Source organism: Rhizobium leguminosarum bv. viciae (genome assembly GCF_012276115.1).
In the GTDB taxonomy this organism is placed as follows: Bacteria; Pseudomonadota; Alphaproteobacteria; order Rhizobiales; family Rhizobiaceae; genus Rhizobium; species Rhizobium leguminosarum_T.
Map to the genome: position 1 here is coordinate 149,353 of NZ_WIEU01000006.1, position 16,591 is coordinate 165,943.

A 16,591-nucleotide genomic window follows, 5' to 3' on the forward strand; every position below is an offset into this window, starting at 1 on the left:
TGACGAGATGGCCATCAACCGGGGACCGCTGCCTCTATGCCAATGATCTCACGCCGGCACCAAAGCGTCCAACTCAGGCAGAAGCACGACGCTTTCCTGCTCGTTCGGATCGGTGCGCGCGATGATCGCCGTGCACGGCGTGCTGCTGAGGTTCGCCGGCAGGTGCGGCACGCCGGCCGGGATATAGAAAAGTTCGCCGGCATGGACGATGACGTGATGCTCGAGCCGGTCTCCGTACCAGGTATGGGCTTCGCCGGAGAGCATGTAGATCGCCGTCTCGTGCGCCTCGTGCAGATGCGCCTTGGCGCGTACGCCCGGCGGGATCGTCAGGAGGTGCATGCAGATGCCCTTGGCGCCGACCGTCTCGGCCGCGACCCCTTGGAAATAGCTGAGCCCCTGCTTGCCGTCATAGGCATGATTGGGGCGAACGATGTGGCAGGTGGGCTTTGATGTCACGTCCATCCTCATCCTCCATGGAGTGTGTCGTCGATAAAACCGGCGGCAATGATAGCACGCAAACCGCGTTCCCGCGGCGAAAACAAGACTGGTCGCGTTGATGCAAACACCCTCCGTCGTATCCGCCAAGGATCTCTGTCTCACCTACCAGGCAAATGACGGCCCGGTGCGTGCACTGAGCAATGTCAATCTCGATGTCCGCAAGGGCGACTTCGTCTCTTTCATCGGTCCATCGGGCTGCGGCAAGACCACGTTCCTGCGTGTCATCGCCGATCTCGAAAAGAGCACCTCGGGCGAGATCTCGATCAACGGCATGACGCCGGAGGAGGCTCGCAAGGCACGCGCCTATGGTTATGTCTTCCAGGCGCCGGCGCTCTATCCCTGGCGCACTATCGAAAACAACATCGCCCTGCCGCTGGAGATCATGGGCTATTCCGGCGCCGACCGGACGCGGCGCATCGCCGAAGCGCTCGATCTCGTCAGTCTTTCGGGCTTCGAGAAGAAATTCCCCTGGCAGCTTTCCGGCGGCATGCAGCAGCGCGCCTCAATCGCCCGTGCGCTCGCCTTCGACGCCGACCTGCTGCTGATGGATGAGCCCTTCGGCGCCCTGGACGAGATCGTCCGCGACCATCTGAACGAAGAGCTGCTGAAACTCTGGACCCGCACCAATAAGACGATCTGCTTCGTCACCCATTCCATCCCCGAAGCCGTCTATCTCTCGACCAGAATCGTGGTGATGTCTCCGCGCCCGGGCCGCGTGACCGATGTGATCGACTCGACCCTGCCGGCCGAACGCCCGCTCGATATCCGCGAAACTCCCGAGTTCCTGGAAATCGCCCACCGCGTCCGCGAAGGGCTGAGGACGGGACACGCATGAGGAGCGGGAGCGTGTTGTTTGGCAAGACCCCTCCCCAACCCCTCCCCACAAGGGGGAGGGGCAAACACGCGGCGCTCGCTGAATTCTCCATGGAACGTCGCGGGAGAGCGCTGCCGCCACCCACGGGTTCGACGGTTAAGTCCCTCCCCCTTGTGGGGAGGGGTTGGGGAGGGGTCTAGATGCCACACTCAAACATCACCCTCAAAACCCGCCAAACGGCAAAACGCCTCCGCCGTGAACTGACAAAGGCGGAAGCTGCCAGGTGGGATATGCTTCGCGATCTCAGGCCCTATGGCGCCCGGTTTAGGCGCGAGACGCCGATCGGCCCCTATATCGCCGATTTCGCCTGGCTTTCAGCACGACTGATCGTCGAGGTCGACGGTGACAGCCACGAGACTGCCGACGGCCGCCGCCACGATCTTGCCAGGGATGCATTCCTGCGCAATGAGGGTTTCAAAGTGCTGCGCTTCGACAATGCCCAAGTACTTGATGGACCCGATTACGTGTTTCTCACCGTCGAGAAACACGCTGCTCCATTCTTGAAGGAGCCTTTGGCATGAAACCCGACACCTTCAAGGACAAGATCGTCCCGGTCACCACCATCCTGCTGGCCCTCGTCGTCATCTGGTATGTCGCCGCCATCCTGATGAACGCGCCGTTCCAGCGCGACATGGACGGCCGCGCCGGCGCCACACCGACGACCCTCGAATTCATCGGCAAAACGCTGGCGCAGCCGAAGCCGATCCTGCCGGCGCCGCATCAGGTGGCGCAGAACGTCTACGAGAACACCTTTCTGCGCAGCCTTTCGAGCAACCGCAGCCTCGTCTATCACAGCTGGGTAACCCTCTCCTCCACCCTGCTCGGCTTCGGCTTCGGCATGCTGCTCGGCATCCTTCTCGCCGTGCTGATCGTCCATAACCGCGCCATGGATCGCTCGCTGATGCCCTGGCTGGTGGCGAGCCAGACCATACCGATCCTTGCCATCGCGCCGATGATCGTCATCATCTCCTACAACGTACTGACCGGCGACAATGCCGTTGCGCATCTGTTGAACCTCGATTCCGACGCCTCCCGCCTCGTCTCCAAGGCGCTGATCTCCACCTACCTCTCCTTCTTTCCGGTCGCCGTCGGCATGGTGAAGGGGTTGCGTTCGCCTGAAATCATGCATCTCGATCTGATGCGCACCTATTATGCCAGTCCGATGCAGACTTTCTGGAAGCTGCGCGTTCCAGCCTCCATCCCTTTCCTCTTCACGTCGATGAAGGTCGCGATCGCCGCCAGCCTCGTCGGTGCCATCGTCGGCGAGCTGCCGACGGGTGCCGTCGCCGGCATCGGTTCGAAGCTGCTGGCCGGCTCCTATTACAGCCAGACTATCGATATCTGGGCCGCCCTCGTCGCCGGATCGCTGCTGGCGGGCATCCTGGTTGCGATTGTCGGCGTTGCGGCGAAGATCGTCGACCGCGCCATGGGCGGGAGGCCGGCATGAGACATCTGACCTTCTCCTGGCAAGGCGTGGTTGCCCTCCTCCTCTGTGTCGGGGCGCTGACGGCCCTGCCGCTCCTGGCCGAGGGCGCAGCGCGATCCCTTACCGACGGCACGGCAAGCCTCATTTTCACCATCGTCATCGCGGCTGCCCTGCTGTCATTCGCACCGCAGCCGCCGGCCTATCGGGCCACCGTGCTGTTTATCGGCGCGCATGGCGCCGCCTGGATGCTGCTTTCGGCACTTTCCGGCAACGAGGGAACGGCGACGCGGGCTTTCTTCCTGCTGCTCTTCGCCTGCTGGCTGCTTGCCTGGCGATGCGTCACCGAACTGTCGAAACTGCAGCCCGTCACCACTTTCGGCAAGTCGGCGCTCCAGCTCCTGATCCCGTCGATCTTCGGCGCCTGGATCCTCATTCTCTGGGAAGCGGTCACTCGCGGCGCCGGCGTTCCCTTCATCCTGCTGCCGCCGCCGAGCGCCATCGGCGCGCGGTTCATGGCGTCGCTGCCCATCCTCGGCGCGGACGTCAGGCAGACGATCTTCAAGGCGGTGCTGATCGGTTATATCGTCGGCTGCCTCAGTGGCTTCGTCGTCGCGGTGCTCGCCGACCGCATCGCCTTCCTGCGCCGCGGCCTTCTGCCGATCGGCAACATGGTTTCGGCCCTGCCGATCATCGGCGTCGCCCCTGTCATGGTCATGTGGTTCGGCTTCGACTGGCCGTCGAAGGCCGCGGTCGTCATCATCATGACCTTCTTCCCGATGCTGGTGAATACCGTCGCCGGCCTTGCCGCCTCCGGCAGCATGGAGCGCGACCTGATGCGCACCTATGCCTCCGGCTATTGGCAGACGCTGCTGAAGCTCAGGCTTCCGGCGGCAATGCCCTTTATTTTCAACGCACTGAAGATCAACTCGACGCTGGCGCTGATTGGTGCCATCGTTGCGGAATTCTTCGGGACGCCGATCGTCGGCATGGGCTTTCGTATCTCCACCGAGATCGGCCGCATGAATGTCGACATGGTCTGGGCGGAAATCGCCGTCGCGGCGCTGGCCGGCTCGATCTTCTATGGCATCATCGCCCTGACCGAACGGGCGGTGACGTTCTGGCATCCGTCTATCCGTGGTGGCTAGGCGCGCGCGGGCTCCAGAAACGGGTCCGGGCATAACTTCAGAGGGTAAGGATAAGAAAATGAGAAAGTTGATGGTTGCAATGATGGCGAGCGCGATGTCGCTTGCATCGGCCCATGCGATGGCCGCCGACAAGGTGGTGCTGCAGCTGAAATGGGTCACGCAGAGCCAGTTCGGCGGTTATTATGTCGCCAAGGACAAGGGCTTCTACAAGGAAGAAGGCCTCGACGTCGAGATCAAGCCGGGTGGCCCCGATATCGCCCCCGAGCAGGTGATTGCCGGCGGCGGCGCCGATGTCATCGTCGACTGGATGGGCGGCGCCCTGGTTGCCCGCGAAAAGGGCGTTCCGCTCGTCAACATCGCCCAGCCCTATCAGAAGTCGGGCCTGGAAATGGTCTGCCGCAAGGACGGCCCGGTCAAGACCGAAGCCGACTTCAAGGGCCACACGCTCGGCGTCTGGTTCTTCGGCAACGAGTATCCCTTCTTCGCCTGGATGAACAAGCTCGGCCTGTCGACCGAAGGCGGTCCGAACGGCGTCACCGTGCTAAAGCAGAGCTTCGACGTGCAGCCGCTCGTCCAGAAGCAGGCCGACTGCATCTCCGTCATGACCTATAACGAATACTGGCAGGCGATCGATGCCGGCTTCAAGCCTGAAGAACTGACGGTCTTCAACTACACTGAAATGGGTAACGACCTTCTCGAAGACGGCCTCTATGCAATGGAAGACAAGCTGAAAGACCCGGCCTTCAAGGAGAAAATGGTCAAGTTCGTCCGCGCTTCGATGAAGGGCTGGAAATATGCCACCGAGAATCCCGACGAGGCCGCCGAGATCGTCATGGACAATGGCGGCCAGGACGACAACCATCAGAAGCGCATGATGGGCGAAGTCGCCAAGCTGGTCGGCGACAGCTCCGGCAAGCTGGACGAGGCGCTCTATGCCCGCACGGCAAAGGCGCTGCTCGATCAGAAGATCATCAGCAAGGAGCCGTCGGGCGCCTGGACGCACGACATCACCGACGCCGCTTCCAAATAATTCGGCGAGATTGCGAAGCGAAACGCGCGGGAGATTTTCCGCGCGTTTTGTCTATTCTAGAGCATGATGCCGAAAAGTGTACGCTGTTTTCGGACGACATCATGCTCTATTTATTTGATCTAGATGCTGATTTAGATTTTAGGCCAGTCGGCTTACATTATCAGCATCTGGTAACTGGAAAAAAAGCCTTGCAACTGTCGCATTTATCGGGCGTCAAACGTCTTAGCGATAAGACGCGGTCAATCTTCGTAATGTTGACATAACCTTGCGGTGATTGATTGACGTCGGAATGGTAATTATTATCGCCAAATGAGGAATTGTTTTCTGCCGGACTTGTAGATCGAGCAAATCGATACCACCTACAAGCCGAATTTGCCGGCGAGGGATGAAGACGGCAAAGGATCGGCGGATACCTCTGAGAATGCAGGAAGGGCAGTGGCCTGATCGCGCGCTGAGTGGCAGACGCTCGAGTTCGGCCAACCTTATTATAAGATTGGACGAAGACGCATGGCACGCAAGCCGATTGGAATTCTAGGCGCCTCTACACTTTTTGCAGCGGCACTTGCTGCATCCACCGCATTTTCGCAGGAAGCGCCGGTCGCAAAACCGCAGCAAAACCTGCCGGCGATCGTCGTCACCACGGCGGTGAACCGCACCCTCGTCGACCGTGTCATCGGCACCGGAACGGTCAAACCGGTCGAGGAAGTCTATATCCAGCCGCAGGTCGAAGGCCTTTCGATTCGGACGTTGAAGGCCGATGTCGGCGACAAGGTTCAGGCCGAAAGCACGCTGGCGACGCTCAACGATGACGCGCTGGTGCTGGAGAAGAGCCAGATGATGGCGACGAGGGCCAAAGGCGAGGCAAGCCTAGCCCAGCTGCGTGCCCAACTCATCGAGGCACAGGCCAATGCCGAACAGGCTAGGCAGCAGCAGGCTCGCGCTCAGGAAATGGTCAAGAAGGGTACCGTTTCCACCGCCCAGGTCGAACAGGCCGATGCGACTGCGGCCGCCGCCAACGCCCGTGTCGTCTCTGCCGAACAGGCGATCGAGGTCGCCGAAGCCGATCTCAAGGTCTTCGACAGCCAGATCGCAGATGCGGATTTGAAGCTGGCGCGCACCGATGTGAAGACGCCGGTCGGCGGCACGATCTCGGCAAAGAACGCCAAGGTCGGCGCCATTGCCGCCGGCACCAGCGACCCGATGTTCACGCTTATCCGCAACGGCGATATCGAGCTTGTCGCCGAAATCGCCGAAAGCGACATCGTCAGGATGATGGCTGGCCAGAAGGCGACGATTTCGCTTTCCGGCAGCCGCGAGAAACTTTCCGGCGCCGTGCGTCTGGTTTCGCCGACCGTCGATCCCGTCACCCGCCTCGGCCTCGTTCATATCTCCATCGACGATGACAGCAAGGCGCGTTCCGGCATGTACGGCAGCGCCGAGATCATCGTGCGCGAGACGGAGGGCGTATCACTTCCGCTGACCGCGGTGCTCACCGGCAATGAAGGCTCCTCCGCCCGCAAGGTCGAGGACGGCGTGGTGAAATTCGCCAAGATCGAGACCGGCATCCAGGACGGTGCCTATGTCGAGATCGTCGAAGGATTGAAGACCGGCGACGAGGTCGTGGCCAAGGCGGGCGCCTACGTCCGCGACGGCGACCACATCACACCGGTGCGTGAACAGCCCCCGGCTTCCAACTAAAGAGACCATCCGATGAATTTTTCAGCCTGGTCCATTCGAAATCCGATCGCGCCGCTGCTGGCCTTCTGCCTGTTGATGTTCATCGGCATGCAGTCCTTCAATACGCTGCCGATCACGCGCTTCCCAAACATCGACGTGCCGCTAGTTTCGATTAGCGTGACGCAGAGCGGCGCTTCGCCGGCTGAACTCGAAATGCAGGTGACGAAGGAGATCGAAGACGCGGTCGCCTCGATCACCGGCATCGACGAAATCCAGTCGACGGTGACCGACGGCAGCTCGCAGACCAACGTCATGTTCCGGATGGAAGTGCCGACGGAGCAGGCTGTCCAGGACACCAAGGATGCGATCGACCGCATTCGCAGCGATCTGCCGGCAACGGCCGAAGCACCGATCGTCTCCAAGGTCGATGTCGAGGGACAGGCGATCCAGACCTTCGCCGTTTCCTCGCCTGCCATGTCGCTGGAAGAACTTTCCTGGTTCGTCGACGATACGATCAAGCGTTCGCTGCAGGGACAGGCCGGCATCGGCCGCGTCGACCGTTATGGCGGCGCAGAGCGCGAAGTGCGCATCGAACTCACCCCTGACAAGCTCAATGCCTACGGCATCACTGCCGCGAGCGTGAACCAGCAACTGCGCGGCACCAACATCGACCTCGGCTCAGGCCGCGGCCAGGTGGCGGGCAGCGAACAGGCGATCCGTGTTCTCGGCGACGCCCGCAACGTCGCCGACCTCGCCAATACGACCATTGGCCTACCGAACGGCCGCTTCGTCAAACTATCCGATCTCGGCGTTATCAAGGACACCTATGAGGAGCCGAAATCCTTCTCGCGATTCAACGCTACGCCGGTCGTTACCTTCGGCGTTTTCCGCTCGAAGGGCGCCAGCGAAGTCAGCGTCGCCGAAACCGTGGCACAGAACCTCGACAAGGTGCGAGCCGAAAATCCAAATGTGAAGATCGAACTGATCGATGATTCGGTCTATTTCACTTACGGCAACTACGAAGCCGCCATTCATACGCTGCTCGAAGGTGCGCTACTCGCTGTCATCGTCGTCCTCCTGTTCCTCAGGAATTGGCGTGCGACCTTGATCTCTGCAATCGCCCTTCCGCTGTCTGCGATCCCGACCTTCTGGGTCATGGACATGATGGGCTTCTCGCTGAACCTCGTCAGCTTCCTCGCTCTGACGCTCGCGACCGGCATCCTTGTCGATGATGCGATCGTCGAAATCGAAAACATTGCCCGCCACATCAAGATGGGCAAAACGCCTTATCGGGCGGCGATCGAGGCAGCTGATGAGATCGGTCTTGCCGTCATCGCCACCACCTTCACCATCATCGCTGTCTTCGTGCCCGTCTCCTTCATGCCGGGCATTCCGGGCCAATACTTCATCCAGTTCGGTCTGACCGTCGCCTTCTCCGTCTTCTTCTCGCTGATGGTCGCGCGCCTCATCACGCCGATGATGGCCGCCTATCTGATGCGGGCCGAAGACGGCGTCGACGACCATCACGACAATGACGGCCTGCTGATGCGCGGATACACGCGTCTCATACGTGGCACGACTGGACGCTGGTATACGCGTTATGCCACGCTGATTGTCGCGTTCGCCTTCCTGGTCGGCTCCGTTTTGCTGCTGATGCAGGTTCCCGGCAGCTTCCTGCCGCCGGAAGATGCCTCACGCATCGTTCTCTCCGTCGAGCTGCCGCCCAATGCGCGCCTTGACGACACCGAGAAGACGACGGATGCGATCTATGACCGGGTCAGGGACATCAATGGCGTCGAAAGCGTCTTCGTCCTCGGCGGTGCTTCGCCGAAGGGCGATCTCGAACTGCGCCGTGCGACCATCACGCTGGCGCTCGACAAGCTCGACCAATCGCTGGTCAAGAAGATGGTCAACGATGTGCTCGGCCGCATCCCCGTCATTGGCCCGAAACTGCCGAAGGTGGAGGTCCACGGCCGAGAACGCCCGCAGTGGGATATCGAAAAGGAAGTCTTCGCCAAGCTGCGCGATATTCCCGACGTCCGGATCTTGAAGCTCAATGACCGCGGCGAACGCGACCTCTCCTTCAACTTCCTTTCCAAGAACGACAAGGACCTGAACGACGCCGTCGGCATTCTGGAATCCAAGCTGCGCGCCGATCCGCTGCTTGCCAATGTCAGCGCCGACGGCTCCCTGCCCCGTCCGGAACTGCAGGTTCATCCGCGCATGGATGAGGCTGCCCGCCTCGGCATTACGCCGCAGCAGATCTCCGAGACGATCCGCGTCGCCACCATTGGCGATGTCGATGCCGCCCTTGCCAAGATCTCGCTCGACGATCGCCAGATCCCAATCCGCGTTCAGGCCGCGCTCGACATGCGTCGCGATCTCGCGGCCATCCGGACATTGAAGATCCAGACCGCCAGCGGCGGCACCGTCCCGCTCGCAAGTGTCGCCAATATCGACTATTCGGAAGGCGTAAGCTCGATCAAGCGCAACAACCGCAACCGCGTCGTCTCGATCGGTTCCGACCTGCCGCAGGGCGTAGCACTCGACACGGCTTCGGCCCGCTTCCGTCAGATCGTCAACGACGCCAATATCCCGGCCACGGTGCACCTTGCCGAAAGCGGCGACACCAAGGTGCAGACCGAGATGCAGCAGAGTTTCGTCAACGCCATGTTGATGGGCCTGCTGCTGGTGCTGACGGTGCTGATCCTGCTCTTCAAGGACGTGATCCAGCCCTTTACCATCCTGTTCTCACTGCCGCTCGCCATTGGCGGTGTCGCAGCCGGCCTGATCCTCACCAGCAATCCGCTGTCGATGCCTGTCATGATCGGCATCCTGATGCTGATGGGTGTCGTCACCAAGAACGCGATCCTGCTCGTCGATTTCGCAATCGAGATGCGCCATCAGGGCATGCCTCGCGTCGAGGCCATGGTCGAAGCCGGCCGCAAGCGCGCCCGGCCGATCATCATGACCTCGATCGCCATGTCGGCGGGCATGCTGCCTTCCGCGCTTGGCGTCGGCGAAGGCGGCTCATTCCGCGCGCCGATGGCAATCGCGGTGATCGGCGGCATCATCGTCTCGACCGTGCTCTCGCTCGTCGTCGTGCCCTCCTTCTTCCTGATCATGGACGACCTCTCCCGCCTGCTCGGCTGGGCTTTCGGCCGCCTGGTCGGCAGGAAGGACGACGAGGAACTGCCGCTGTCGCGCGAGGATCTCACCCGCGTCACCCGGGAGAACCGCGGCGACATCGACTCGCTGGAGGAGCGCCTGACCGCGATCGAAAAGCCGGAAAGCAAACGCAAGACGGCCAATGGCAACGACACCAACGTGCTGCGCCTGCCGCCCTTCGCGGCTGAATAAGCAAAGCCGAGGAATTGAACGGGCCGGGAGCGATCTCCCGGCCCGTTTCGCTTTTTTTCATTCATCTCTGACGGTTGACCAAAATCAATTCCATCGCCGTCTCCTTCCCGTATTTTGCCCGGCAGGCATAAGGAATTGAAAAGACCGCCATATCAGGGGACCGGGAGATGAACAGGACGCCGACATTCGACGGCCATGAGGCCGCTGTGCTCGCCAAGGCTGACTTCATGGCCGGGCTCGACCACGACGAGGCTGAAGCCCTGCGCGCCTGCGCCACCGTTCTCCTCTGCGACCCGCACGCCGTTCTCTTCGAGGAGGGCGACAAGGCGGCCTATTTCTATTGCATGCTCAGCGGTTATGTCAGGCTCTATCGTCACAACGGCGACGGCAGGCAGGCCGATATCCGCATCTGCGAGCCCGGCGACAGTTTCGCCGAATGCCTGATCCACGCCGACGAAACCTATCGTTACGGCGCGCAGGCGATGGATCATGCCGTGCTGGCATGCTTTCATATCGCCAAGGTCCGGCTGTTGCTCGATGAGCAGCCGCGGATCGGCAAGGCGATCATGCGCAGCCTGTCGCTGCATCTGATCTCGACGATGGAATGCCTGGCAAGCGACCGCATGCAGACTGCGCCGCAGCGCGTGGCTAACTATCTGCTGACCCATTGCATCGAGAACGGTGCGACCGCTTCGCTGCGGCTGCCCTTTCCGAAAAATCTGCTTGCCCGCAAACTCGGCCTCGCACCGGAGGCGCTTTCGCGCGCCTTCTCTGCGCTGAAGACGAAGGGTGTCACGGTGCGGGGCCGGGCAATCGCCGTCGGCGACGTCAAAGTGCTGCGGCAGATCTGATCGCCAAAACCATCCCGCTTTAGAGCCCGCCCTGCTCCCTGAGGAAGCTGACGATCGAGCTGACGCCGTCACCGCGCTTCATGTCGGAGAAGACGAAGGGGCGGCTCGCACGCATGCGCGTTGCATCCCGGTCCATCACCTCGAGATCCGCGCCGACATAGGGCGCCAGATCCTTCTTGTTGATGACGAGCAGGTCCGACCGGGTGATGCCAGGCCCGCCCTTGCGCGGGATTTCCTCGCCCTGGCAAACGGAGATGACATAGATGGTGATATCGGCAAGATCGGGCGAAAAGGTCGCCGCCAGATTGTCACCGCCGGATTCGATGAAGACGACGTCGAGATCGGGGATCCGCTGGTTCAAGCCGGCGATCGCCTGCAAATTGATCGTCGCATCCTCGCGGATGGCTGTATGCGGGCAGCCACCCGTTTCGACACCGACGATGCGGTCCGAAGTCAATGCCTGCATGCGCACCAGCGCCTCGGCATCCTCTGTCGTGTAGATATCGTTGGTGACGACGGCGACGGAATAGTCGTCCCGCATCGCCTTGCAGAGCTTTTCCGTCAGCGCCGTCTTGCCGGAGCCGACCGGCCCGCCGATGCCGACACGCAAAGGTCCGTTTCTTGATTTCATATGCCTTACTCCAATCGAACCCCGATGATAGCGAAGCCGCCCGCCCGCGCCACCGTCAAATGACGCAGCCGCAGCGATAATTTCGGACAATCACGAACGGAACAGCCGTGTCGCCTGCGTCTCGTGGCGCAGGCTGGCAATATCGGCCTGCACTGTCGCCGAACCCAGATCGTCGAGCGTCGAGGCTGCCGCCCGCCGGGCGACCTCCGCGATACGGTCTTCCAGACCGGCAAGAACGGCGAGGCCATCCCGTTGCCCGGCGACACCGAGGCGGATACCTGATGAAACCGCTTGTGAGACATAGGCATGCAGGAAGGCGGCGAGTGCCTTCTCGGGTTTTATGCCATGGGCGCCCGTTACCGCCCCGACCGCAATCGGATAAGCGACTTTGTCAGGTAGCCGCTCGAACACCCCGTCCGGCCAGGCCCGTGCCGCTGCGAGAAAAGCCTCGCCGAGCAGCATCGTTTCCTGATGGCGCTCGCGTGATCCGGCAAGCGCCTCGGCGAGCGCGGCGATCTCGGCAAGGCGCACGGCTTCCGCCTGGTGCCTGTGGCTTTCGGCCAGAAGCACCGCATCGTTCCAGACCGAACCATTGCCGATCAGCGTGCCGGTCCAGGCCGCAAGCGAGGCTGCATCCGTGACGAGCTCGTCGGCAACCGCCCGCTCCAGCCCGCCAGAATAGGCAAAGCTGCCGATCGGAAAGGCCGGTGAGAGCCATGCCGTCAGGCGCAGCAGTGCCTGCAGCTCGCGATCCCCAGTCATCAAAGCTCAGTCATGCTTGTGGTCGTGATGTCCGCGGCCATGATCCTGCCCGTGATCATGATCATGATCATGACCGCGATCGTGGCGGTGCTCATGCTCATGCTCGTAGCCATGTTCGTGATCATGGTCATGGCCGTGATCATGCCCGTGGTCATGCCCGTGGTCATGATTGTGATCGTGATCATGACCATGCGAATGCCCGCCTTGGGAATGGTAGGCGCCGCGCGCCGGCTGGAACGGCTCGTCGATCTCGAGGACGATGGCGCCGAGGCCCTGCAGCATGGTGCGGATGACGTGATCGCGCAGGATGACGATGCGGTCTTCCTCGATCTGGGCCGCAAGATGCCGGTTGCCGAGATGCCAGGCGAGCTCGACCAGGTGCGTGCGGTCACGTCCGCGAACCTCGAAAAGCTTCTCGTCGGCGGCGAGGATCTCGATCAGCTCACCATCGTCGCGCACGAGGAGGTCGCCATTGGCGAAAAGCACCGGATCCTTGAGATCTAGCATGACCATCTCGCCATTTTCCAGATGCAGCAGCTTGCGGCGCAGATGACGCAGATCATGCGGCAGCTTCACCTGGGCAATCGGATGGGAGGAAGGGGTTCCGGCGGGAAGATAGGAGGTGACGCGCTGCATGACATGTCCGTTTTTTCTGAGAGGACGACCATGCAAAATAGCTCTTCCCGATGCAAGCACCAATGGCCTTTCGTCCAGGCCCCGCTCTTATATTCCGTAAGCCTGCATCACATTGTCGCTCTCCGGTCCTCTGCTCTCGCCATCGCCGCCGTTATCGACGAGCCCGTGCCAGGCATGATGCAGGCCCTCTCGTTCATGTACGACGCGATTGCGCCCAAGCGCCTTGGCGAGATAGAGCGCCCGGTCGGCGGAAGCATAGACCGCCTGCTTGTTGCGCCCGGCGACCAGATCGGCAACGCCGCCGGAAACGGTGATGCGGATATCGTGCCCCTCGGCCCTGATGGCGCCGCCGGCGATCCGGGCTCGGACGCTTTCAATGCGCTCCATCCGCGCCTCCAGCGGCTCCCCGGAGACGATGACGCCGAACTCCTCCCCACCCAGCCGTGCGACGACGGACATCTCATCAAAAGCGGATGTGAGCATGCCCGAAACGGCGACGATAACGGCATCGCCGCAGCCATGGCCGAAGCGGTCATTGATCGTCTTGAAACGGTCGACGTCAAAAATCACCAGCGACGCGTTGTCATCGGTATTCTCAAGCGCCTCGGTAAAGGCGCGCCGGTTGAGCAGTTCGGAAAGCGTATCCGTGCGGCTGAGCTTTTCGAATTCCGCCCGCGAGAGCGCGAGATCGCGCATGGCAAAGCCGGCAAACAGCGACAGCATGCCGGAAACGGTACCGCCGATCAGCCAGGAAAAGATCGCGCTGAAGCCGATTGCATGGGCGAGCGTCACCGGCAGGAGCCCGAGAAGATCGAGCGACGGCATCGTCAATGCGATAATCACTCCTGAGAGAATAACGGCAAGAAAAGCCATCTTCAGGGCGAAGACATAGACGTTCCTGCGGTATTGAAGATCGCCGAAATCGGCCTGCAGCGAAATCCAGTTTCTCATGAGAATCAACCTTCCTGCTCGGCGTTTCCAGGCATTGATAAGAGCCAAATTGCTGCGGGTGTCTTAATTGGCTCGTTAAAATTCGAACGGTTTCGGACGTTTCGGTGGGCAGAATTTTTCTAGCAGGGGATGCAGCTTTCCAATCCCTGAATCGAACAGTGCAGAGAGACAGTTAAACAATTGATATAAAACGGATTTATTGAACTTCCAGATGCGGCTGTTCCAGAATGGTTTAGCTGGCGAGAATACCGATTTTTCCACCGATTTTTACAACCAAATGGAGAGCGCTATTCACAATTCACTTTAAGAGCGGACTGGCTCGACGGCTGCTTCAATTGTAGACAGCAACAGACAATCGCAATGCTTGTGGAAGCGGGTTCCATATGCCGGTTCGAAGCCCAGCCGAGCGCAGGGCAGCGGCAGTCCAGGTGTTGCAGCCGAAGAGGGCGTTGAAGTATCCCCTGGCCTCGAAGAACCGGTCGATCTCACCGTAACCCGCATCCGCAATCGGAACCACCGCGCCCGCGTCACGGACGAAGCTGTCCGAGATAAAAGCGCGCAGCTGCGCCAATTGATCCTCACTGACATCGAATGCCGTAACGGTGGGCTGCGGCTCGGTGATAGGGCCGGCAAGGTCTACATGCAGCACTGAACGGTCGATCGTCAGCGCGCGCAACACCGGCAGCGGCTTCAGCTCCGCCCATGTGGGCGTTTCCAGATAGAAGGCACGACCGCCCCAGCCGATAATGAGCCACTCCGCGCTCGGATGGCCGAGCGGAAAATCGGTATTGTTGAGGAAGGAAAAGGCAGCCCGCGTTTCCGCGTCGAGCGGAATGGCAATATCGGTATGGATCGAGCCTGACAGCAGCAGGATCCGATGCGTCACTGCGGCAGACGACGCTTCGACCGGCGCAATCAGCGGCCGGGGAATAAGGGTCCCGCAGACCGCCGAAAGCACGAGCAGGAATACGATCCGCAACAACCAGCGGATGCCTGTCCTCATCGCAACCGTCCATCACACATCGGACGTGGGCCTAGAACAGGAAATAGCGCTGCGCCATCGGCAGCACCGTCGCCGGCTCGCATGTCAGCAACTCGCCGTTCGCCCTGACCTCGTAGGTCTCCGGATCGACCTCGATCTCGGGTGTCAGGTCGTTGTGGATCATCGATGCCTTGGAGATACCGCCGCGCGTATTCTTCACCGCGACCAGTTCCTTGGCGACGCCGAGCCGGCCCTTCAGGCCGGCATCGAGCGAGGCCTGGCTGACGAAGGTGACGGAGGAATTGGTGAGGCTCTTGCCATAGGAGGCAAACATCGGCCGGTAGTGCACCGGCTGCGGCGTCGGGATCGAGGCGTTCGGATCGCCCATCGGGGCGGCCGCGATCGAGCCACCGAGCAGCACCATATCGGGCTTCACCCCGAAGAAGGCCGGATTCCACAGCACGAGGTCGGCGCGCTTGCCGACTTCGACCGAGCCGATCTCACGGCTGAGACCATGGGCGATCGCCGGATTGATCGTGTATTTGGCGATATAGCGGCGGACGCGGAAATTGTCGTTGTCGCCCTTTTCCTCCTTCAGCCGGCCGCGCTGGCGCTTCATCTTGTCGGCCGTCTGCCAGGTGCGGATCGCCACTTCGCCGACGCGGCCCATGGCCTGGCTGTCGGACGAGATGATCGAGAAGGCGCCGATATCGTGCAGGATGTCTTCGGCGGCGATTGTCTCCTTGCGGATCCGGCTTTCGGCAAAGGCGATATCTTCGGGGATCGACGGCGACAGATGGTGGCAGACCATCAGCATGTCGAGATGCTCGGCAATGGTATTGACCGTATAGGGACGCGTCGGATTGGTCGACGACGGGATGACGTTCGGCTGGCCGCAGATCTTGATGATATCAGGCGCATGCCCGCCGCCCGCCCCTTCCGTGTGGAAGGCATGGATGGTGCGGCCCTTGATGGCACCGATCGTATCCTCGACGAAGCCGCTTTCGTTCAGCGTATCGGTGTGGATCATCACCTGCACGTCGTATTCGTCGGCAACCGACAGGCAGCAGTCGATGGCGCCAGGCGTCGTGCCCCAATCCTCGTGCAGCTTTAGCGAAGTGGCGCCGGCCAGCACCATTTCGGTCAGCGCCCCCGGCAGCGAGGCATTGCCCTTGCCGGCAAAGGCGAGGTTCATCGGAAAGGCGTCGGCCGCTTCGATCATGCGCGCGAGATGCCAGGGACCGGGCGTGCAGGTGGTGGCGAGCGTGCCGTGCGCCGGTCCGGTGCCGCCGCCGAGCATGCAGGTCATGCCGCTCATCAGCGCTTCCTCGATCTGCTGCGGCGCGATGAAATGGATATGGCTGTCCATGCCGCCAGCGGTGACGATCTTGCCTTCGGCGGCGATCGCCTCCGTGCCCGGGCCGACGATGATGTTGACACCCGGCTGCATGTCGGGATTACCGGCCTTGCCGATCGCGACGATGCGCCCATCCTTGAGGCCGATATCGGCTTTGTAGATGCCTGAATGATCGACGATCACCGCATTGGTGATGACCGTATCGACCGCGCCATCCGCCCGCGTCACCTGGCTTTGGCCCATGCCGTCGCGGATCACCTTGCCGCCGCCGAACTTCACTTCCTCGCCATAGGTGGTGAAATCCTTCTCGATCTCGATGAAAAGCTCCGTATCGGCAAGGCGCACCTTGTCTCCAGTGGTCGGTCCGAACATGCCGGCATAGGCGGCGCGCGAGATCTTGTAGGGCATCTA

The 16,591-nt window shown here is 61.3% G+C and carries 15 protein-coding genes; 8 read left to right on the forward strand and 7 right to left on the reverse strand.

The window, feature by feature from the left end; all coding sequences use genetic code 11:
• Window positions 1–48: 48 nt before the first annotated feature.
• Complete coding sequence (locus GFM02_RS13795; RefSeq protein ID WP_003542280.1) at window positions 49–462, reverse strand: cupin domain-containing protein; 414 nt, start codon at window positions 460–462, stop codon at window positions 49–51.
• A 94-nt stretch (window positions 463–556) separates the two neighbouring features.
• Between GFM02_RS13795 and GFM02_RS13800 the strand changes: the two genes are divergently transcribed.
• The 8 genes from GFM02_RS13800 to GFM02_RS13835 all read left to right on the forward strand — a co-directional run bounded on the left by GFM02_RS13800 (window position 557) and on the right by GFM02_RS13835 (window position 10,861).
• Window positions 557–1,333, forward strand: coding sequence for an ABC transporter ATP-binding protein (locus GFM02_RS13800; RefSeq protein ID WP_163881943.1), 777 nt, complete (start codon window positions 557–559; stop codon window positions 1,331–1,333).
• 179 nt (window positions 1,334–1,512) lie between these two features.
• Complete coding sequence (locus GFM02_RS13805) at window positions 1,513–1,893, forward strand: endonuclease domain-containing protein (RefSeq protein WP_168321912.1); 381 nt, start codon at window positions 1,513–1,515, stop codon at window positions 1,891–1,893.
• The gene (locus GFM02_RS13810) at window positions 1,890–2,819 is read left to right on the forward strand and encodes an ABC transporter permease (RefSeq protein WP_130684414.1); all 930 of its coding nucleotides are present in this window, start codon (window positions 1,890–1,892) and stop codon (window positions 2,817–2,819) included. Before GFM02_RS13805 ends, GFM02_RS13810 begins: the two co-directional genes overlap by 4 nt.
• Window positions 2,816–3,943 (forward strand): ABC transporter permease, encoded by a 1,128-nt coding sequence (locus GFM02_RS13815; protein WP_020051327.1) that lies wholly within the window; start codon window positions 2,816–2,818, stop codon window positions 3,941–3,943. The genes GFM02_RS13810 and GFM02_RS13815 overlap by 4 nt, the downstream gene beginning before the upstream one ends.
• A gap of 58 nt (window positions 3,944–4,001) precedes the next feature.
• Window positions 4,002–4,973 (forward strand): ABC transporter substrate-binding protein, encoded by a 972-nt coding sequence (locus GFM02_RS13820; RefSeq protein ID WP_131665206.1) that lies wholly within the window; start codon window positions 4,002–4,004, stop codon window positions 4,971–4,973.
• Window positions 4,974–5,480: 507 nt separating this feature from the next.
• Window positions 5,481–6,671, forward strand: coding sequence for an efflux RND transporter periplasmic adaptor subunit (locus tag GFM02_RS13825; protein ID WP_168321913.1), 1,191 nt, complete (start codon window positions 5,481–5,483; stop codon window positions 6,669–6,671).
• A gap of 12 nt (window positions 6,672–6,683) precedes the next feature.
• Window positions 6,684–10,010 (forward strand): efflux RND transporter permease subunit, encoded by a 3,327-nt coding sequence (locus GFM02_RS13830; protein WP_168273124.1) that lies wholly within the window; start codon window positions 6,684–6,686, stop codon window positions 10,008–10,010.
• Window positions 10,011–10,177: 167 nt separating this feature from the next.
• Window positions 10,178–10,861 carry a Crp/Fnr family transcriptional regulator gene (locus tag GFM02_RS13835; RefSeq protein WP_168321914.1) on the forward strand — a complete coding sequence of 228 codons (684 nt, stop codon included), beginning with the start codon at window positions 10,178–10,180 and terminating at the stop codon, window positions 10,859–10,861.
• Between the two features lie 19 nt (window positions 10,862–10,880).
• On the opposite strand, the gene ureG is transcribed toward GFM02_RS13835, so the two are convergent.
• From ureG to ureC, 6 genes are all read right to left on the reverse strand, one after another.
• Window positions 10,881–11,492, reverse strand: coding sequence for an urease accessory protein UreG (gene ureG / locus GFM02_RS13840; RefSeq protein ID WP_003542294.1), 612 nt, complete (start codon window positions 11,490–11,492; stop codon window positions 10,881–10,883).
• A gap of 90 nt (window positions 11,493–11,582) precedes the next feature.
• Window positions 11,583–12,254, reverse strand: a complete 672-nt coding sequence (locus GFM02_RS13845) for an urease accessory protein UreF (RefSeq protein WP_168321915.1) — start codon at window positions 12,252–12,254, stop codon at window positions 11,583–11,585.
• A 6-nt stretch (window positions 12,255–12,260) separates the two neighbouring features.
• A complete protein-coding gene (locus GFM02_RS13850) occupies window positions 12,261–12,890 on the reverse strand; it encodes an urease accessory protein UreE (RefSeq protein WP_168321916.1) in 630 nt (209 codons plus the stop codon).
• An 87-nt stretch (window positions 12,891–12,977) separates the two neighbouring features.
• Window positions 12,978–13,841, reverse strand: coding sequence for a GGDEF domain-containing protein (locus tag GFM02_RS13855; protein WP_168321917.1), 864 nt, complete (start codon window positions 13,839–13,841; stop codon window positions 12,978–12,980).
• Between the two features lie 331 nt (window positions 13,842–14,172).
• Complete coding sequence (locus tag GFM02_RS13860; protein ID WP_168321918.1) at window positions 14,173–14,844, reverse strand: TIGR02117 family protein; 672 nt, start codon at window positions 14,842–14,844, stop codon at window positions 14,173–14,175.
• Between the two features lie 31 nt (window positions 14,845–14,875).
• Window positions 14,876–16,588 carry an urease subunit alpha gene (gene ureC, locus GFM02_RS13865; protein WP_003561946.1) on the reverse strand — a complete coding sequence of 571 codons (1,713 nt, stop codon included), beginning with the start codon at window positions 16,586–16,588 and terminating at the stop codon, window positions 14,876–14,878.
• Window positions 16,589–16,591: the final 3 nt, after the last annotated feature.